15 protein-coding genes are annotated in these 17,757 nt (G+C 47.2%); 12 read left to right on the forward strand and 3 right to left on the reverse strand.

The annotated features are described in order from the left end of the window. Window positions 1-29 precede the first annotated feature (29 nt). From tamL to secG, 6 genes are all read left to right on the forward strand, one after another. Entirely contained in the window at window positions 30-2,678 is a 2,649-nt protein-coding gene (gene tamL / locus CWM47_RS02095) for a translocation and assembly module lipoprotein TamL (protein WP_100993696.1), read from the forward strand. Window positions 2,679-2,880: 202 nt separating this feature from the next. Continuing rightward, window positions 2,881-4,347, forward strand: coding sequence for a tRNA (N6-isopentenyl adenosine(37)-C2)-methylthiotransferase MiaB (gene miaB / locus CWM47_RS02100; protein WP_100986140.1), 1,467 nt, complete (start codon window positions 2,881-2,883; stop codon window positions 4,345-4,347). 122 nt (window positions 4,348-4,469) lie between these two features. Further along, window positions 4,470-5,840 carry a sigma-54 interaction domain-containing protein gene (locus CWM47_RS02105; RefSeq protein ID WP_100986141.1) on the forward strand — a complete coding sequence of 457 codons (1,371 nt, stop codon included), beginning with the start codon at window positions 4,470-4,472 and terminating at the stop codon, window positions 5,838-5,840. Continuing rightward, a complete protein-coding gene (gene lptE, locus CWM47_RS02110; RefSeq protein WP_100986142.1) occupies window positions 5,830-6,390 on the forward strand; it encodes an LPS assembly lipoprotein LptE in 561 nt (186 codons plus the stop codon). The genes CWM47_RS02105 and lptE overlap by 11 nt, the downstream gene beginning before the upstream one ends. A 114-nt stretch (window positions 6,391-6,504) precedes the next feature. Continuing rightward, complete coding sequence (locus tag CWM47_RS02115; RefSeq protein WP_100986143.1) at window positions 6,505-7,359, forward strand: hypothetical protein; 855 nt, start codon at window positions 6,505-6,507, stop codon at window positions 7,357-7,359. A gap of 74 nt (window positions 7,360-7,433) precedes the next feature. Then, window positions 7,434-7,838, forward strand: coding sequence for a preprotein translocase subunit SecG (secG, locus tag CWM47_RS02120; RefSeq protein WP_100986144.1), 405 nt, complete (start codon window positions 7,434-7,436; stop codon window positions 7,836-7,838). Window positions 7,839-7,895: 57 nt separating this feature from the next. On the opposite strand, the gene CWM47_RS02125 is transcribed toward secG, so the two are convergent. After that, window positions 7,896-8,603 (reverse strand): hypothetical protein, encoded by a 708-nt coding sequence (locus tag CWM47_RS02125; RefSeq protein ID WP_100986145.1) that lies wholly within the window; start codon window positions 8,601-8,603, stop codon window positions 7,896-7,898. 248 nt (window positions 8,604-8,851) lie between these two features. Between CWM47_RS02125 and CWM47_RS02130 the strand changes: the two genes are divergently transcribed. From CWM47_RS02130 to CWM47_RS02140, 3 genes are all read left to right on the forward strand, one after another. Continuing rightward, on the forward strand, window positions 8,852-9,148 hold the full coding sequence (locus CWM47_RS02130; protein WP_097124490.1) for a co-chaperone GroES: 297 nt from the start codon (window positions 8,852-8,854) through the stop codon (window positions 9,146-9,148). Window positions 9,149-9,259: 111 nt separating this feature from the next. Beyond that, window positions 9,260-10,900 (forward strand): chaperonin GroEL, encoded by a 1,641-nt coding sequence (gene groL / locus CWM47_RS02135; protein WP_100986146.1) that lies wholly within the window; start codon window positions 9,260-9,262, stop codon window positions 10,898-10,900. Between the two features lie 177 nt (window positions 10,901-11,077). Beyond that, window positions 11,078-11,506 carry a DoxX family protein gene (locus tag CWM47_RS02140; protein WP_100986147.1) on the forward strand — a complete coding sequence of 143 codons (429 nt, stop codon included), beginning with the start codon at window positions 11,078-11,080 and terminating at the stop codon, window positions 11,504-11,506. Window positions 11,507-11,810: 304 nt separating this feature from the next. Here CWM47_RS02140 and CWM47_RS02145 read toward each other — a convergent pair whose 3' ends face one another. Beyond that, a complete protein-coding gene (locus tag CWM47_RS02145; protein ID WP_100986148.1) occupies window positions 11,811-12,473 on the reverse strand; it encodes an ABC transporter ATP-binding protein in 663 nt (220 codons plus the stop codon). Window positions 12,474-12,613: 140 nt separating this feature from the next. Here CWM47_RS02145 and sucC point away from each other — a divergent pair, with 140 nt between their 5' ends. Then, the gene (gene sucC, locus CWM47_RS02150) at window positions 12,614-13,831 is read left to right on the forward strand and encodes an ADP-forming succinate--CoA ligase subunit beta (protein WP_100986149.1); all 1,218 of its coding nucleotides are present in this window, start codon (window positions 12,614-12,616) and stop codon (window positions 13,829-13,831) included. Window positions 13,832-13,952: 121 nt separating this feature from the next. Here the strand turns inward: sucC and CWM47_RS02155 are convergent, their stop codons facing one another. Beyond that, the gene (locus CWM47_RS02155) at window positions 13,953-14,786 is read right to left on the reverse strand and encodes a M48 family metallopeptidase (RefSeq protein ID WP_100986150.1); all 834 of its coding nucleotides are present in this window, start codon (window positions 14,784-14,786) and stop codon (window positions 13,953-13,955) included. Between the two features lie 198 nt (window positions 14,787-14,984). On the opposite strand from CWM47_RS02155, the gene CWM47_RS02160 reads away from it, so the two are divergent. Then, entirely contained in the window at window positions 14,985-15,596 is a 612-nt protein-coding gene (locus tag CWM47_RS02160; protein ID WP_100986151.1) for a fumarylacetoacetate hydrolase family protein, read from the forward strand. A gap of 70 nt (window positions 15,597-15,666) precedes the next feature. Then, a complete protein-coding gene (locus CWM47_RS02165; protein ID WP_100986152.1) occupies window positions 15,667-17,736 on the forward strand; it encodes a M23 family metallopeptidase in 2,070 nt (689 codons plus the stop codon). The last annotated feature ends 21 nt before the right edge of the window (window positions 17,737-17,757 follow it).

A 17,757-nucleotide genomic window follows, 5' to 3' on the forward strand; every position in this document is an offset into this window, starting at 1 on the left:
TTTATAAAATGAATAATGTACAATGGATAATGACTAATGTAAGACGCAGCCATAGCCTCCTTCGTTATTCATTGTACATTATTCATTGTACACTGGTTATCTCCCTATCGGGCTGTTTGAGTTCCAAGCAGTTACGGGAAAATGGATATATTCTCACTGCTCAGACGGTAAAGGGCAACCGTGCCATATCAGACGACAACCTGTTGAGTCTGATTCCGCAAAAGCCAAACCGGCGGCTCCTGGGCTTGCCCATTACAACGCAACTTTGGTTTTATCAACTCGGCCTGCGCCGATATGACCGTGAAGCAGCTCTGCGCGAGTTTCAGGCCAAAACTAACGAATTTGAACAGCAAAGCCAGCTGGTAGCCAATCAGCCAAAAGAACTTAAAAAGCTAAACAGTCGGTATGGTCGTCAGTTAAAACATCTTCGACAAAAAGCTGAGGAAGGCAACTGGGTTATGCGCAACCTGGGCGAACCTCCTTCTTACTTCTCCGAAAAAGATGCACAAGCCAATGTAGCCAAAATGCAGAAGTACCTATCGGACAAGGGTTTCTTCAATGCAAAAACGGCCTATGAACTCGACACCCTTCGTCGAAGCCAGATCAGGGTCAATTATCTGGTTGCCGAAAATGAAGGCTTTTACCTGCGAAATATTCTTTATGAAATTGCTGATCCCCGCGTCGACTCCATCGTTCGAAAATCCTTTGACAAATCGAAGCTTCAGGTAGGTGACCGGTTCGATTTCGACAATATGTCAGGCGAGCGTCTGCGCATTGAGACCATATTACGTGACCAGGGGTATTACACATTTTCCCGGCAGTACATCCGGGCCACGGATGTCGATACGATTCGTCGTGGGAATGACCGCCGTTTTCGCGATGGTCTCGAACCTGGCGACTCCTCCCGGCGAAATGTGGATGTTAAGCTCCAGATCGTAAACCCACCGGGTCAATCTGCCCATCCAATCTACCACGTTGGCGATGTAGAAATGCAGATTACCGCTGCCGAAGAGACTGCTGCCGTAGACCCGCTCACCGTAAATCCATCGGCAACAGCCAGACCCACCTTTGATACCTTGAGTCGCAATGGTGTAACCTATCTACTCGGTGGGCGCGATATTTCGGTACGGCTGCTGGATTCAAAGATCCTTTTGCGGCCAAACCAACTCTACAGCCAAAGTGATTATCGCGATACACAGCGACAGCTTTTTCTGTTAAATCAGTTTAAGTTCGTCAATCTTAATTTCGTTGATACAACCAATCGTCGGTTACGTACCCTTATTACGGCCACGCCCTTAGATAAATACGAAACCACTGCCGAGGGCGGAGTCACTGGTCTTTTGTATCAAGGCAAGCCATTCCCCGGTGGCTTTGGTAGTTTGATCTTTCGCGTGCGAAATCTATTTGGTGGCCTGGAAACCTTCGAAACCACCCTTCGTTATGGTCTGGAAGCGCAAACCGGTTTTGTTTCCGACCCAAACAATCCTAAAAACGCGGTCTATACATCTCAAGAGCTTGGTGTTAGCAGCTCACTTACATTCCCGCAGCTTTTATTTCCCGGACGTTTTCGCTTCCGGTTCAACCGTTTCGCTCCCCGAACGCAAATCAGTCTGAGTTATAACAATACATTCAGACCCGATTTTCGGCGGTCGCTCCTGCGGGCAACTATGTCCTATAATTGGCAAACGACGCCAACCAAGCAGTTTAGTTTCCTGATTGCCGACATCAATCTGATCAACACTGGGGATGGCGCCGAATCGGTAATTAGCCAGGCGTTCAAGCAGCAATTGAATTCGTTAAAAGCTCAGGGGAGCACTGTGTATCTGAGTTTTCGGCGTTCGCTCAGTTCAAGCTTTAGCTTTGCCTATACCTATAATACAAACGTTCCAGGGCAAAACCGTCGGGCAAACTTTCTGCGCACAGTCGTTGAGTCGGGTGGAACAACGCTCAACTTTGTTTCGGATAAAACCGTTTCTCGGTGGAGTGACACTATTGGTGGCACAGGCTTACAGTTCTATAAGTTTCTACGGGGCAACTTCGATTATCGGCATTACATTCCTATCCGTAGTCGGACAACGCTGGCCTTCCGCATCAATACCGGTGTTGCTTATGGCTATGGACCAGATGGCGGGCCGGTTCCGTACGAAAAATTCTTTTTCGCCGGCGGTAGTAACAGCATTCGGGCGTGGCTACCCCGGCGGCTGGGGCCGGGTTCTGCATTTCCGTACCAAACGGATCCGGCAACACCGGCTTTTACGTCCACAAAACAGTTCATTTATCTGTTTGAACAACCGGGCAATGTTCTTCTTGAAGGCTCTGCCGAACTGCGCGGACGATTGTTTCATCTTGGTGCAGACATTAACGGGGCCATTTTTGTAGATGCAGGCAATGTCTGGACATTAACCGATAACATCTCCCGGCCAGGGTCTATCTTTCGGTTCAACTCGTTTATTCCTCAGATTGCTGTTGGTACCGGAGTAGGCTTACGTATTGATTTCTCCTTCTTCGTCATTCGTTTCGATGGTGGCATCAAGGTTTGGGACCCTGCCCGCCTTTATCCAGACAAGGATAATGTTATACAAGACGAACGATTTATTCTGCCTCAATTTTCTCTCAAACAATTGACAAAAGGGCCCAATCCGCTGGTCATCAATTTTGGTATAGGTTATCCCTTTTGATTAGTTATTAGTTATTGATTATACTATTAACCAATAACTAGTAACCAATAATCGACAACCACCCTTAAGGTATTTTAACGACCAAATGCTGACAAAATGACAGCACTATCGGGGCTTTCTTTGTAATTTTGCAATCCGTCAGTAATTAATGGTTTTCGGCTATTGATTACCAGCGGCCTATAATCAACGACGATAGACTATTATGACGCTCATACCCGAACTGACTATACTGCAACCCGAAGACAAAGAGCAAATTGACCTCCCCCGCACGTCGGAAGATGAATTCGCTGTTGGCAAAAAACGGCTGTATATCGAAAGCTACGGTTGCCAGATGAACTTCGCCGATAGTGAGGTAGTTGCGGCTGTTATGCGGAATGCAGGCTATGCGACCACCTCTTCGGCTACGGATGCCGATGTAATTTTCCTGAACACCTGCGCTATCCGCGAGAATGCCGAGCAAAAAGTGCGGCACCGGCTCAACCATCTAAGAGGGCTTAAACGGCTGAAACCCGAACTAATGGTCGGGATTCTTGGCTGCATGGCCGAACGCCTGAAAACCAAGCTTCTGGAAGAAGAAAAAGTAGTCGACATTGTAGCTGGCCCTGATGCTTACCGCGATATTCCGAAATTAGTCGAAGAAGCCGGATCGGGTCAAAAGGCAGTTAATGTATTTCTCTCTCGCGAAGAAACCTACGCCGACATTTCGCCTATTCGTTTGAATTCCAATGGTGTAACGGCTTTCGTATCCATCATGCGGGGTTGCGATAATATGTGCAGTTTCTGTGTGGTACCTTTCACACGGGGCCGCGAACGAAGCCGTGATCCACACAGCATTGTTCGCGAAGCGCAGGATCTTTTTGACCAGGGCTACCGAGAGGTAACGTTACTGGGACAGAATGTGGACTCTTATAAATGGCAGGAAGGGGAGAAAAGGGAGGATGGAGAAAAGGGAGAAAATGCCCTGATGGATTCGCCCGCCGTCACGTTTGCCGACCTCCTCGAACGGGTGGCACAAATCCACCCCGATTTGCGGGTGCGCTTTTCGACCTCGCACCCTAAAGACATTACCGACGATGTGCTCCATACCATGGCCCGGTATGACAACATTTGCAACTACATCCACCTGCCCGCCCAAAGTGGCAACAGCCGGGTGCTGAAGTTGATGAATCGAACCTACGACCGCCCCTGGTATATAGGCAAGATTGACCGTATACGCGAAATTCTGGGCGAAGATTGTGGTATTTCGACCGATATGATTTCGGGCTTCTGTACCGAAACCGAAGATGAACACCAGGAAACGCTGTCGCTCATGGATTATGTGCGATACGACTATGCCTATATGTTTGCGTACTCGGAACGGCCCGGTACGCTGGCAGCAAAAAAATATAGAGATGATATTTCGGAAGACGACAAAAAGCGTCGACTGAACGAAATCATTGATCGTCAACGCGGGCATTCGGCCGAGCGCAACCAACGCCATATTGGCCAAGTACACCGCGTATTGATCGAAGGCCCGTCAAAACGCTCCGACGATTTTCTCAGCGGACGAAATGACCAGAACAAAGTGGTCGTTTTTCCAAGAGGTACTCACCAAAAAGGCGAGTACGTCAATGTATTAGTCACAGAATGCACATCAGCTACCCTGCGGGGAGAGGTTGTTAATGAATAATGGATAATTGATAATGAATAATGTACAACGGATAATGAGTAACGAGTAGTCCCTCCCCTCATTACCCAGTTTACACGCTTCATTATTCTTTATTCATTTTACATTATTCATTACACATAGTTATGAATCAACAGGAAATTCAAAGCGTTAAACAACGTTTCGGCATAATTGGCAACGCTCCCGGCCTCAACTACGCCATTAACGTAGCCATGCAGGTGTCGTCGACCGATTTAACCGTGCTCATAACGGGTGAAAGTGGTAGTGGTAAAGAATCATTTTCCAAGATTATCCATAGCCTAAGCGCCCGAAAACACGGTCAGTTTATTGCCATCAACTGCGGAGCCATCCCTGAAGGAACCATCGACTCAGAACTGTTCGGGCATGAAAAAGGCTCATTTACAGGCGCCGTTGATTCACGGAAAGGGTACTTTGAAACCACCAATGGCGGTACTATTTTCCTGGACGAAATTGGCGAAATGCCACTGGGCACCCAGGCTCGACTGCTTCGTGTGCTCGAAAACGGCGAGTTTATTCGGGTGGGCTCCTCGAAAACCCAGAAAACGGATGTGCGGGTGGTGGCGGCTACAAACGTCAATTTGATGGAAGCCGTTGAAAAGGGGAAATTCCGGGAAGACCTGTATTATCGGCTCAACACCGTCCCCATATTTGTCCCCCCCCTGCGCGAACGCGGCACCGACATTGAATTATTGTTTCGGAAGTTCACAACCGACTTTGCCGAGCGTTACCGCATCAAGCCCCTTCAACTGACCGATAGTGCCAAACAAGCCCTGGTTCGGTATCCATTTCCGGGAAATATCCGTCAGTTGAAAAATATTGCCGAGCAAATATCCATTCTTGAATCAGAACAGGAAAAGCCAATTGACGCCGACATACTAGCCAAATACCTGCCTCAACAGCAAGCACCCAATCGGTCGCTGGCGTTATTTCCACAGGCAAACGGCAGTTCGGGAAGCGACAATTTCTCGGAACGGGATTTACTCTACAAGGTGCTGTTTGATATGCGTCGGGATGTGAACGACCTCAAAAAACTCGTTCGGGATGTATTGCTTGGGAATGATCAGGACACGGGGCAGATTTTGCATACGCACAAAGATTTATTCGATTCTATTTCAACGGATATCGACAATCGTCCTCCCTCCGACACCAATATAACGCGACTCCTTCCGCCTGTCAATGGGACCGTGCGAACCGAAACGCATGCCGCACCACCGTCAGAAACCTACGGCAGCCACCCGCCGGTGCAAATTTATGATGATGTTGATGGCGACGTGAACGACATGACTGAGGTAGAAGATGTAACACACGAAACAGAAGAAGATGACTCGCTTTCGCTCGAACGCCAGGAGAAAGAGATGATCCTGAAAGCCCTCCGCCGTAATAACAACAAACGCAAATATGCCGCCCAGGCACTTGGCATCTCCGAACGCACGTTATACCGAAAAATTAAACAGTATGAGATTGATGAAGAATAAATTTTTAGTTAAGAATGAAGAGTTAATAGTTAAGAATAAAGAATTCACACCCGTGTTTTTTCTATTCTTCATTCTTAACTCTTCACTCATCATTCAATCCTGTGGGGTGTATTCGTTCACGGGTACAACCTTGTCGCCCGACATTAAAACGGTAACGGTAAACAACTTTACGCTGGCTACAGCTGGTGGCCCGGCCAATTTGCCTTTAACCTTCAATGAACGGCTAAAAGAATATTACCAGCGATACACAAACCTGAAGGTTGTACCAACCAATGGCGATATGGTACTGGAAGGTAATATTACAGGCTACGATCTATTGGCAGTGGCCCCAACCGCACAGGACCAGGCTGGTGTTAACCGCCTTCAAATCACGGTTCTGGCCCGTTTTTACAATAACAAAGACGAGACTAAGAACTTCGAACAATCGTTTTCGTTTTATCAGGATTTCCCCCAAGGCCAAACGCTCAGCCAGAACGAAAGTCGGTTAGTACCCAAAATTCTGGATCAGATCGTCTTGGATATTTTCAATAAAACTGCCGCCGACTGGTAAAAGATTTACGGCCTGCGGTCAATAACATACGAGCTAAAGAAGTACTTTCGCATGCTTACTCTATAGATTCTCCTATTCTGTAAAATCATCCATCGTAAATCGTAACTTGAACACGTGCTCGCCCTAGACAAAGAAACATTCTCCTATTGGGTCACTCATCCCGACGACCTCGCTCCCACTGACTTTGTGCAGTTGCAGGAAAGTCTGGAGACATATCCATACTGCCAAACGCTGCATACCCTAACGGCCAAGGCCGCGTCAGTACATCAGCGCGGTCAGTCTATTCCCATCGTTCGTCAGGCAGCAGCCCATGCACTGAGTCGCAATGCGTTGCGGAAATTAATCGATAACGAGTTCCAATGGTCAGAAAATCTACTGACCAAACTAAATGAACTATCGGCCAAACACGTCCCTATTCCCGACGATTACCAGCAGGAAAGCTACGCGCTCTTTAAATCGAAGGCTGGTTTGGGCAATGGATTTTCACAACTGCCCCTTCTTAGATTACCTGGCCAGAACATCCAGCCTGCCGATCTGGAATCAACCGAAGCTGCGGTAACAATACCAACGCCCGAAGACCCAACGTTAACCGAAAAGAACCTGCAAAACGACCTTGCACAGATCGCCGAAGCGACTCCTGCCCTACCAACCCTTTCTCCTGCCGACATCGAACGTCAGCGTCAATTAGATCTTATTGATAGTTTTATTAAGAAAGAACCCCGAATCTCGCAGGTACGGGCAAAACCCGGTGAACCGCTCAATCAGGAAGACTTAACCAAACGCACAAAGCCTGTAGGGGGTAGTTTAGTAACAGAGAGTTTCGCTAAAATTCTGGAGAAGCAGGGTAAGATCGATAAGGCTCGCGAAATCTATGAGAAACTTATGGTGAAAAACCCAGAAAAAAAGGCGTACTTTGCGGCAAAAATAAGCGAATTAACGAGGGAGGACGGAAGATCGACGGAATCGTGAAGTCACTCGCATAAGCTATAAGTCATTTACTCTTAACTGTTTAACGCACCGGCGATCCGGTGACTACTGATTTCATGATAACGGCAACTATTGTCATCATTTGTATTATCACCGTTCTTCTGATTCTTATTGTACTCGTTCAGAACTCTAAAGGTGGCGGACTGACCGGCGAATTTGGCGGCTTAGGGTCTAACCAACTTATGGGCGTTAAGAAAACCACCGATTTGCTTGAACAGATTACGTGGGGTCTTGGTATCGCTCTGATGGTATTATCTATGGCCACTTATGTTATGGTTGACCGTACACAGGCGGCAGGTATCAACAGTGCAAACGTAGATCGGGCACAGACACAAACATTACCAGGGTCAGCGGCTCCAACACCTGCGCCCAGCGCGGCCAACGGTGCAGCTCCAAGTCAGGCAGTCCCAGGGGCGCAGACCCCCGGAGCGTCAACTTCTGCTCTGACGCCACAGAAGTAAGATTTTACACCAACAAAAAAAGCCAGGACTTTGTAATCCTGGCTTTTTTTGTTGGTGTCAGGCGGCTGCCTGTGCCAGCAATTGCCGCGCAATGGGCAGTAAGGTTTCCTGAATAGGATACTCTTTCTGGCTCTCCAGCATATAGGTGGCCGGATTGGGCATATACTGATGCCGCCGGATCAAATCTAGTTTAATATTCTCGAAGGTATTTAACAAACTCTTTCGCACAGCCTCCACAAAACGCAGTTGCACCAGCCGTCCACCCGGCTCCTGATCGGAATAGAGCGTCAGACAAAAATAATACACCTGCGTTTCGGACTGATTAGTGGCATGGACAAGTAAATAGCCTTCTTCCGGGCGTAAGGGCAACAAGCCCACTGGTGCAAGTGTCAGTGATTGGGCAATATCGGCCCAGCGTTGTTGCCCTTCGGTCAACATAGACTGAAAGCGCGGCAAAGCAAATTCCATGATCGCGTCCATTTCTGTCATAAATGCCGGGTCCGTTACCTCAGATTTGTATTCGATTCGGGGTGGTGGGCCGGTAACTCGGCTCACTCGCTTGGGGAAAGCGGCATTTAACGTACCTTTGCCCCTCGAAAAACGGATACCTGCGTCGTAGTGACTTCGCAGTTCAGGTAGGTCCGGGCAGAGTTTGTGATCAACAAAGTTCTTCTGAACCGCCTGTAAGTATGCCATCACGACATACTTTTGATATTCGGCGTCAAGCCAATTTTGCGTGAACCAGTCAGGTTGTAATTTTTTCATAAACCGGAAAAATTCATTTTAAGGCATATGCTTTGGTTAAACTAACCAACGATTGTTGTATTGCCAAATTCTGTTTGCTAAAAGTGTGTCCTCGACCAAAGGAAGTTTAGCAAACAAAGCAAATGGCAGTATGTCAGGCGTAAACCGGAAAATTTGGCAGTTTAGCGCATTGGCACAGTAATTGGCGATCAAGAACCGTCGTGTAAGTACAAACACAAACAGTTTAAAACCTTAATCAACTCATTATCATGGTAGCAGAAACGGAAAGCGTTAAAGTGAACGTGAAACCGCTGGCCGACCGGGTGCTGGTAGAAGCCGCACCGGCCGAAGAAAAAACCTCGTTCGGAATTATCATTCCTGACACGGCAAAAGAAAAACCCCAGCGTGGAACGGTCGTCGCCGTTGGTGCAGGAAAGAAAGATGAGCCGCTAACAGTTCAGGTGGGCGACACAGTTTTGTATGGCAAATATGCTGGTACAGAAATCACTGTAGAAGGTAAAGAGTACCTTATCATGCGTGAATCTGACATTTTCGCAATCCTGTAAGTTGAATGAATAATGCATAATGATTAATGTACAATGATATAAAGGCTTCATTTGCATTCCTCGTTTTTCATTCTCCATTCTCCATTTTTCATTCTACATTTTCCCAAAACAATGGCTAAGAAAATATTTTTTGATACCGAAGCGCGTGAGCGTATTAAAAAGGGTGTTGATACCCTTGCCGATGCGGTAAAAGTTACCCTCGGACCTAAAGGCCGGAACGTAATTCTGGATAAAAAATTCGGCTCTCCTGTAATCACCAAAGATGGTGTTACGGTGGCCAAAGAAATTGAACTGAAGGATGCCATGGAAAACATGGGTGCCCAGTTAGTAAAAGAAGTTGCTTCGAAAACCGCTGATTCGGCTGGTGATGGTACAACGACGGCTACGGTATTGGCACAGGCGATCTACTCGATCGGTGCGAAAAACGTAGCGGCTGGTGCTAACCCAATGGATTTGAAGCGTGGTATCGAGAAAGCCGTTATTGCCGTTGTTAAAAACCTTGGCGAACAGGCACAAACGATTGGTGACGATTTCGGCAAAATTCAACAGGTTGCTACCATTTCAGCTAACCACGACGAAGAGATCGGAACGATGATTGCCGAAGCCATGAAAAAAGTTGGCAAAGAAGGCGTTATCACGGTTGAAGAAGCTCGTGGTACCGAGACGGAAGTTAAAACCGTTGAAGGTATGCAGTTCGACCGGGGTTACCTGTCGCCTTACTTCGTTACCAACACCGAGAAAATGGAAGTTGAACTGGAGCGCCCGTTCATCCTGATTTCGGAAAAGAAAGTATCGTCGATGAAAGAACTGCTTCCAGTTCTGGAGCAGGTTGCTCAAACCGGCCGTCCTTTGTTGATCATTGCTGAAGATGTTGACGGCGAAGCTCTGGCTACGTTGGTTGTTAACAAAATTCGTGGTGCCCTGAAAGTAGCTGCCGTCAAAGCTCCTGGCTTTGGCGACCGTCGGAAAGCTATGCTGGAAGACATCGCTATTCTAACGGGTGGCCAGGTTATCAGCGAAGAGCGTGGTTTCAAACTGGAAAACGCTTCGATCGAATACCTGGGTCAGGCTGAAAAAATCCTGATCGACAAAGACAATACAACTATTGTCAATGGTGTTGGTGAGAAAGAAAACATCACAGGCCGCGTAAATCAAATCAAAGCCCAAATCGAAAACACGACGTCAGATTACGACCGCGAGAAATTGCAGGAGCGTCTGGCCAAACTGTCGGGTGGTGTGGCTATCCTCTACATCGGTGCTGCTACCGAAGTAGAAATGAAAGAAAAGAAAGATCGCGTTGACGACGCCCTGCACGCAACCCGCGCAGCCGTTGAAGAAGGTATCGTAACGGGTGGTGGTATCGCGTTGATCCGCGCTATCTCGTCGCTGGACGGTATCACGACGATCAACGAAGACGAGAAAACCGGTGTTAATATCATCCGTGTTGCCCTCGAATCGCCACTACGCACGATTGTAGCTAACGCCGGTGGCGAAGGTTCTGTTATCGTGAACAAAGTGAAAGATGGTCAGGGTGGCTTCGGCTACAACGCCAAGAACGATACGTTCGAAGATCTGTTTTCAGCCGGTGTTATCGATCCTAAGAAAGTAACCCGTCTGGCTCTGGAAAACGCAGCGTCTATCGCCGGTCTGTTACTGACAACCGAGTGTGTGATTGCTGACGAGCCAGAAGAAGCGCCAGCTGGTGGCGGTCATGGTCACGGTGGTGGCGGTGGCATGGGCGGTATGATGTAATCTGAACCGCGATTTTCCTGATTTAAAAGATTTTCCTGATTGTTACAAAAAAGCCCCTGATCGAGAGATTGGGGGCTTTTTGCTTTTTCAGCCAGAATAAATGCTGCAACGAGCGATTTAGGCTACACAATGATTCATTAACTTTTCCACTTATTTACGTCACGGCTTACAGTATCCATGAAGAAACTCTTTTCAACAGAAGCTATTTTACCAAACACGGGCCTGGCCCTTGTGCGAGTTTTAATAGGCTTGTTCCTGGTCTATCATGGGTGGGAAGTCTTTGATGCAGCAAAGATGAAAGAGTACGCGGCCTGGGATGTCTTCAAGCAGGATTCATCGCCTGCTCTTATGGTTTATCTTGGCAAAGGTTCTGAGCTGGTGGCCGGAGCGCTGCTTACAATCGGTTTATTGTCAAGGCTAGCCTGCCTGATCATTATTGGCACGATGCTATATATATCCTTTTTTGTGGGCCACGGGAAAATTTGGTACGAAGATCAGCACCCGTTTTTATTTGTCCTGCTCGCGTTGGTTTTCTTTTTTGCCGGGCCAGGGAAATGGAGCGTAGATACCTTACTTGAGAAGCATTTTCTAAAAAAAGTGCACTAACAACAGTGCAAAAAAATAGTCTCAAACACCGGGCGTTTTGAGACCTATAGGCAAACAAAAAAGCCAAGCGAGACACTCTCTTGGCTTTCTGATTTACTCAACGTTATGAAAAACTTTTCTTTTCGATACAATTATAAAACAATTTCATTGGAAATTGATTCTTTCCTTTAAATATTTTTTACTAGCAAAAATAATGTTCTGATATACAGGTAGTTAACAATATAAAAATACTCAATTTTTATTTAATAGATAAGTATATATACTTAAAAAAATAATCAAAATATAGCTTTGCATATGTTACTATTTACATAAACAAAAGCCCATCCCGGATAGTTACGGTGCGATCTGCCAGAGCTGCCAAAGCTTCATTGTGGGTAACAATAATAAACGTCTGACCAAGTTCATCCCGAAGTCGGAAGAACAATTGGTGCAGTTCTTCGGCGTTTCGTGAATCGAGATTACCACTGGGTTCATCAGCAAATACAATGGCGGGTTCGTTAATCAATGCCCTCGCTACAGCGGCCCGCTGCTGCTCCCCTCCCGACAGTTGTGATGGTAAATTTGTTAGCCGGTGTTGTAACCCAAGAGTCGTTAACAATGCTTCGGCTCGCTGCCGAACAGCGCGTTCTTCCTTGCCAGCAATAAAACCGGGCAAGCAAACATTCTCTAAAGCAGTAAACTCGGGCAGTAAGTTATTGAACTGGAATACGAAACCAATGCGCTCGTTCCGAAACTGTGCCAGTTGACGGTCATTTAGGGTGAACACGTTTTGACCGGCAATATGCAATTCGCCTGAGTCGGGCCGGTCGAGTGTACCTAGAATTTGTAACAATGTGGTTTTGCCGGCCCCGGAAGCGCCTACAATAGATACAACTTCGCCCGGTTCAATGGCTAGATTAATACCTTTAAGAACAGGGAGATCGCCGTAGTTGCGACGAATATCAGTAGTTTGAAGAAGCGAACTCATTGAGTATGAAAAATGATGAGTAAAGAATGAATAATAGACGATCAGGAGTAATTATTCATCACTCAGCACTCATCATTCTTCATTTCCTGTTAACTTGCCGCACAAAAATACGATTTCCAATCCTCCTTGTTGCAGTTGTCATGAATATACACGAGTATCAGGGCAAAGAAATTCTCAAAAAGTACGGTGTCCGCATTCAAGAGGGTATCGTTGCTGAGTCGCCCGAGAAAGCCGTTGAAGCCGCCAAGCTCCTGATTGCCCAGTCAGGTCAAAAGTTTGTGGTAGTTAAATCCCAAATTCACGCTGGTGGGCGCGGAAAAGGCCAAATCGTTGGTTCTGAGCAGCGTGGTGTTGCTTTGGCTAAATCGGTTGATGCCGTTCGCGACATCACAAAAAATTTAATTGGCAATATTCTGGTCACCCACCAGACAGGACCGGAAGGTAAACGCGTCAACAAAGTTCTGATCGCTGAGGATGTTTATTACCCAGGCGTTTCGGAGCCCAAGGAAATGTACATTGGTATTCTGCTCGATCGTACTAAAGCCTGCAACGTCATCATGGCAAGTACCGAAGGTGGTATGGACATTGAGGAAGTAGCGGAACATAGTCCCGAAAAAATCGTTAAAGAATGGATTGATCCGGCTGTTGGCCTGCAACCGTTCCAGGCACGCAAAGTAGCTTTCGGCTTAGGATTGGAAGGCGAGGCTTTCAAAGAGATGGTTAAGTTCGTAACCGCCCTTTACAAAGCTTATGTTGATACAGATGCGTCGATGTTCGAAATCAACCCGGTTTTGAAAACGTCGGACAATAAAATTCTGGCTGTTGATGCCAAAGTGAATCTTGACGACAACGCGCTGTACCGTCACCTCGACCTGAAAGCCATGCGCGATCTGGCCGAAGAAGACCCCCTCGAAGTAGAAGCCTCGGCAAACGACCTGAATTATGTAAAACTCGACGGTAACGTGGGTTGCATGGTGAACGGTGCCGGTCTGGCTATGGCTACGATGGACATCATTAAACTATCGGGTGGTGAACCGGCCAACTTCCTAGATGTTGGGGGTGGAGCAAATGCCAAAACCGTTGAAGCCGGTTTCCGTATTATCCTGAAAGATCCAAACGTAAAAGCGATCCTGATCAATATCTTCGGTGGTATTGTTCGTTGCGACCGTGTAGCAACGGGTGTTGTTGAAGCCTACAAAGCTATCGGCGATATTCCCGTTCCAATCATTGTTCGCCTGCAAGGCACCAACGCAGAAGAAGGCGCCAAAATTATTGACGAATCAGGCCTGAAAGTACAATCGGCTGTGCTCTTGAAAGAAGCGGCTGAGAAAGTACGTCAGGTTATAGCAGCGTTGTAATGTACCCGACAGCCTCTGGCTGTCGGTATATAAATAAGCATAACACCGACAGCCAGAGGCTGTCGGGTACTACAAAAAAAGCCGAAGCTCACGCTTCGGCTTTTTTTGTATTTAACTAATTCTACCGCCGTGCGCTGGCATAATACTTTTGCGCATCGGGTAGTATTTTTTTCAAATCGGCAATCCGGCGCTCGTCGGATGGGTGATCCGACAGGAATTCGGCAGGAGCCTTTCCACCCCCTGCTTTAGCCATGCGTTGCCAAAAAGTAATCGCTTCAGCAGGGTCATAGCCAGCCATCGACATAAAGATCAGACCTAAGTGATCAGCTTCCGATTCCTGGTTTCTGCTGTGTGGAAGAGCCCCAAAATACTGATACATGAGCGGTCCTCCTGTTCCAATAGCCTGCTGAAATAAAGCCTGCGTTTGTGGGCTTTTAGCAGATGTCGCAATACCTGCCGCTACTTGTCCCGCTTGTAACAGGCCGTTGGCCACTAACCCTTCGCTCATGCGCTCATTTCCGTGCTCGGCAATAGCGTGTGACACTTCATGCCCCAGTACGGTAGCAAGACCAGCTTCATTCTGCGTATAAGGCAAAATACCAGAGTAAACAACGATTTTCCCACCAGGCATACACCAAGCATTTACCTGGCCGCTCTGCACTAAATGATACTCCCATTTAAAACCTTCGAGCCGTTTGCCGTATCCGTTGCTATTCATATAACTTTCAACAGCCCGACGAATACGGTCGCCAACTCGGCTAACCATCTCAGCATCTGCATTGCTGGTGCTAATTACTTTACTGGTATCCAAAAACGCCTTGTACTGAGTAAAACTCATCGAAAGCATATCATTATTAGGAACTAAAATCAGTTGCTTCCGTCCTGTTAGAGGCACTTTCTCGCAGGCTGTAACAGCAAAAGCGAGCGACAACATGATAATTATGACTTTTCTCATTTGTTTGTGTATTGTTTGGTAGAGTATTCTGACGTTATATGACGTGCAAAGTACCTGAATTGTTCAAATTTTTCTAAACTGATGCGGTTGACCCCTCTTTAGTCCTTAGATTTGTGGCATTTGAATAGGTTTAATGTTGGGCGGACATCCTGTCCGCTTTTTACCTCATAAGAGCGGACAGGATAGCCGCGTTACTCCATGAAAATTATTTGCGTTGGCCGAAATTACGTCGATCATATCAAGGAACTTAACAATGAGCAGCCGGAAGATCCCGTCATTTTCATGAAGCCAGAAACGGCTATTCCCCTAAAGAACGAGCCTTTTTTTTACCCCGAGTTCTCCAGCGACGTTCATCATGAAGTTGAAATTCTGGTAAAAATCAATCGGGTCGGGAAAAACATCGACGAGAAATTCGCGCATAAATATTACGACGAAATTGGCATTGGTATTGACTTCACGGCCCGCGATGTGCAAAGTAAATTAAAGGCAAAAGGATTACCGTGGGAGTTGGCAAAAGGGTTTAACGGCTCTGCACCTATCTCGGGCTTCGTATCCAAAACAGACTTCCCTGATTTACAGAACCTGAACTTTCACTTAGATGTGAACGGTGAAACCCGTCAAGTGGGAAACACAAGCCTGATGTTGTTCAAGATTGATTACCTGATTTCGTTTGTATCGCGGTACTTCCTGCTGCAACAGGGCGACATTTTGTTTACCGGAACGCCCAAAGGTGTGGGTCCTGTTCATGTTGGCGATAAACTGACAGCTTTCATTGAAGACAAACCTATGCTCACGTTTGACGTAAAATAAGCGTTATACATCTGTTAAGCCCCTTGTTTTTCGGCTTAACAAACGCGAACATGTTCAATTAATTTAGCTTTTGAGACAATTACTGATTTATAGTTGGGTAGCAGTTGCTCTGTTAAGTTCGAATTTGGCCAATGGTCAAACTAGTGTGAATTCAACGGCAAACAACTCAACGACCCAAACAGGCTACATTCAACCCGGCACTATTGAAGACGGTTATTTTCAATTCCCGATTCAGCCTGGTAGCGCCAATTCGCTGTCGGGTGGGATGGGCGACTTGCGTCCGAACCATTTTCATGCGGGACTTGACATTCGTACGGGTGGTCGCGAAGGTCTGGACGTTCATGCAGCCGCCGACGGCTATGTATCGCGCATTGCCGTTTTTACGGGTGGCTACGGTAACGTTATTTTCATTAAACACCCAAATGGCCTGACTACCGTTTACGGTCACCTGAAAGCGCTGAAAGATACGCTTGGCGTTTTCCTTCGGGAACAACAGTACGAGAAAAAAACTTTTGAAATTGACCTACGTCCGCAACCGGGTCAGTTCCCGGTCAAGCAGGGCGATGTCGTGGCAGCATCGGGCAATACGGGTGGTTCTGGCGGGCCGCACCTTCACTTCGAAATTCGCGACGCCAAAGACAACCTCATCAATCCACTATTATACAATTTTTCGGAGCTTCAGGATAACGTGCCGCCGTATTTCGAGCGCATCGCCCTGAAAACCATGACCCCAACATCGCGCATCAATGGCGAGTATCAGCGCGTTAGTTATGCGCCCATTCGTCAGTCCGATGGTTCATATATACTTACGAAGCCTATAACCGCATCGGGGCTCGTTGGGCTTGAGGTGCTGGCATACGATAAAACCAGTGGCTCTCCATATCGCAATGGGATAAGCTGTCTGGAAGTAAGGCTCGATGGCAAAGAGGTGTTTGCCTACAACATGAACAGTTTCCCGAACGAGCAAACACGGTTCATGAACATCCATGAAAATTACGAAGTGGAGCAAATGACCGGGCAACGCTACCACCGGGGGTACATTGCGGATGGTAATATTCTGAATCTGTATAAGCTACAGAGCAATGCGGCTTATCGAGGGCGTTTGCCTTTGCTGGATGGCCAACCGCACGAGGTTACGTTAATCCTTTACGACGCTTACGACCACTCGACCAAACTGACATTTACGCTTCTACCCGAAGTAACCACAAACCCACCCCGACTGGATTCGCTAGCCGTTCAACCCGCGGGTTATTCGTCAGAAGAAACGGATAACGAAACCGAGGCCACCGTGACAACCGACGAAAATGTACTGAAGATAACGGTCCGGAATATACAGGCGGGCAACGCACCTATCGCGAAACTTATTACCGGGCGCACCGTCACGGAACAACCGGTTAGTTACATTCGTAACAATCAAGCCGTTTATCTCATAGATTTGCGTCAGTCTTTACCAGACTCCGTTCAATTTGGGCGAGGTGTGATACGAACAAATTTCAAGAAGCGTATAATACCGGGTCGAGCAGAGGTGGTTACCGATGGCAACACCCGGCTTGAATTCAGTCCGAAAACGTTGTTCGATACCTTGCATCTGGCTATGCGTGCATTGCCGGGAGGAGGTGTTGAAATTAACCAGCCAACGATTCCACTCAACGAGTATTTGACGGTTCAGTATGTACCGAACTACCCGATTGCCATTGATACCATGCGTACCAAAGCTTACTGGGTAAGTGGCGGCCGCGAAAGTTTTCTGGGCGGCAAGTGGAACAAGGGAAAGATTGAATTTAAAACCCGTTCGCTGGGGCGCTTTCAGTTAATGACAGATGCCAATCCGCCAACGGTTGAAATTTTAAGTGCTACCCCAAAGGGCATTACAGCCAAAATAAGGGATGACCTATCAGGGATTGCCGAGTTTCGGGCGTTGGTAAATGGTGAGTGGGTATTGATGCAGTACGATTACAAACGGGCCTTGCTTTGGTCGGATAAGTTGAATGCCGACGAGCCATTTGAGGACGGGGCCGAAGTGCTTGTGCAGGTTAAGGACCGATCTGGCAACATTGGTTCCGACAGTACAACTATTGATGTACCCCGACCAGTTGTACGTAAAAAAGCCGCTCCCAAAAAAGGGCGAAAGAGAAGATAAATCATAAACCTATACGGTTTT

Source organism: Spirosoma pollinicola, from assembly GCF_002831565.1.
Classification (GTDB): Bacteria; Bacteroidota; Bacteroidia; order Cytophagales; family Spirosomataceae; genus Spirosoma; species Spirosoma pollinicola.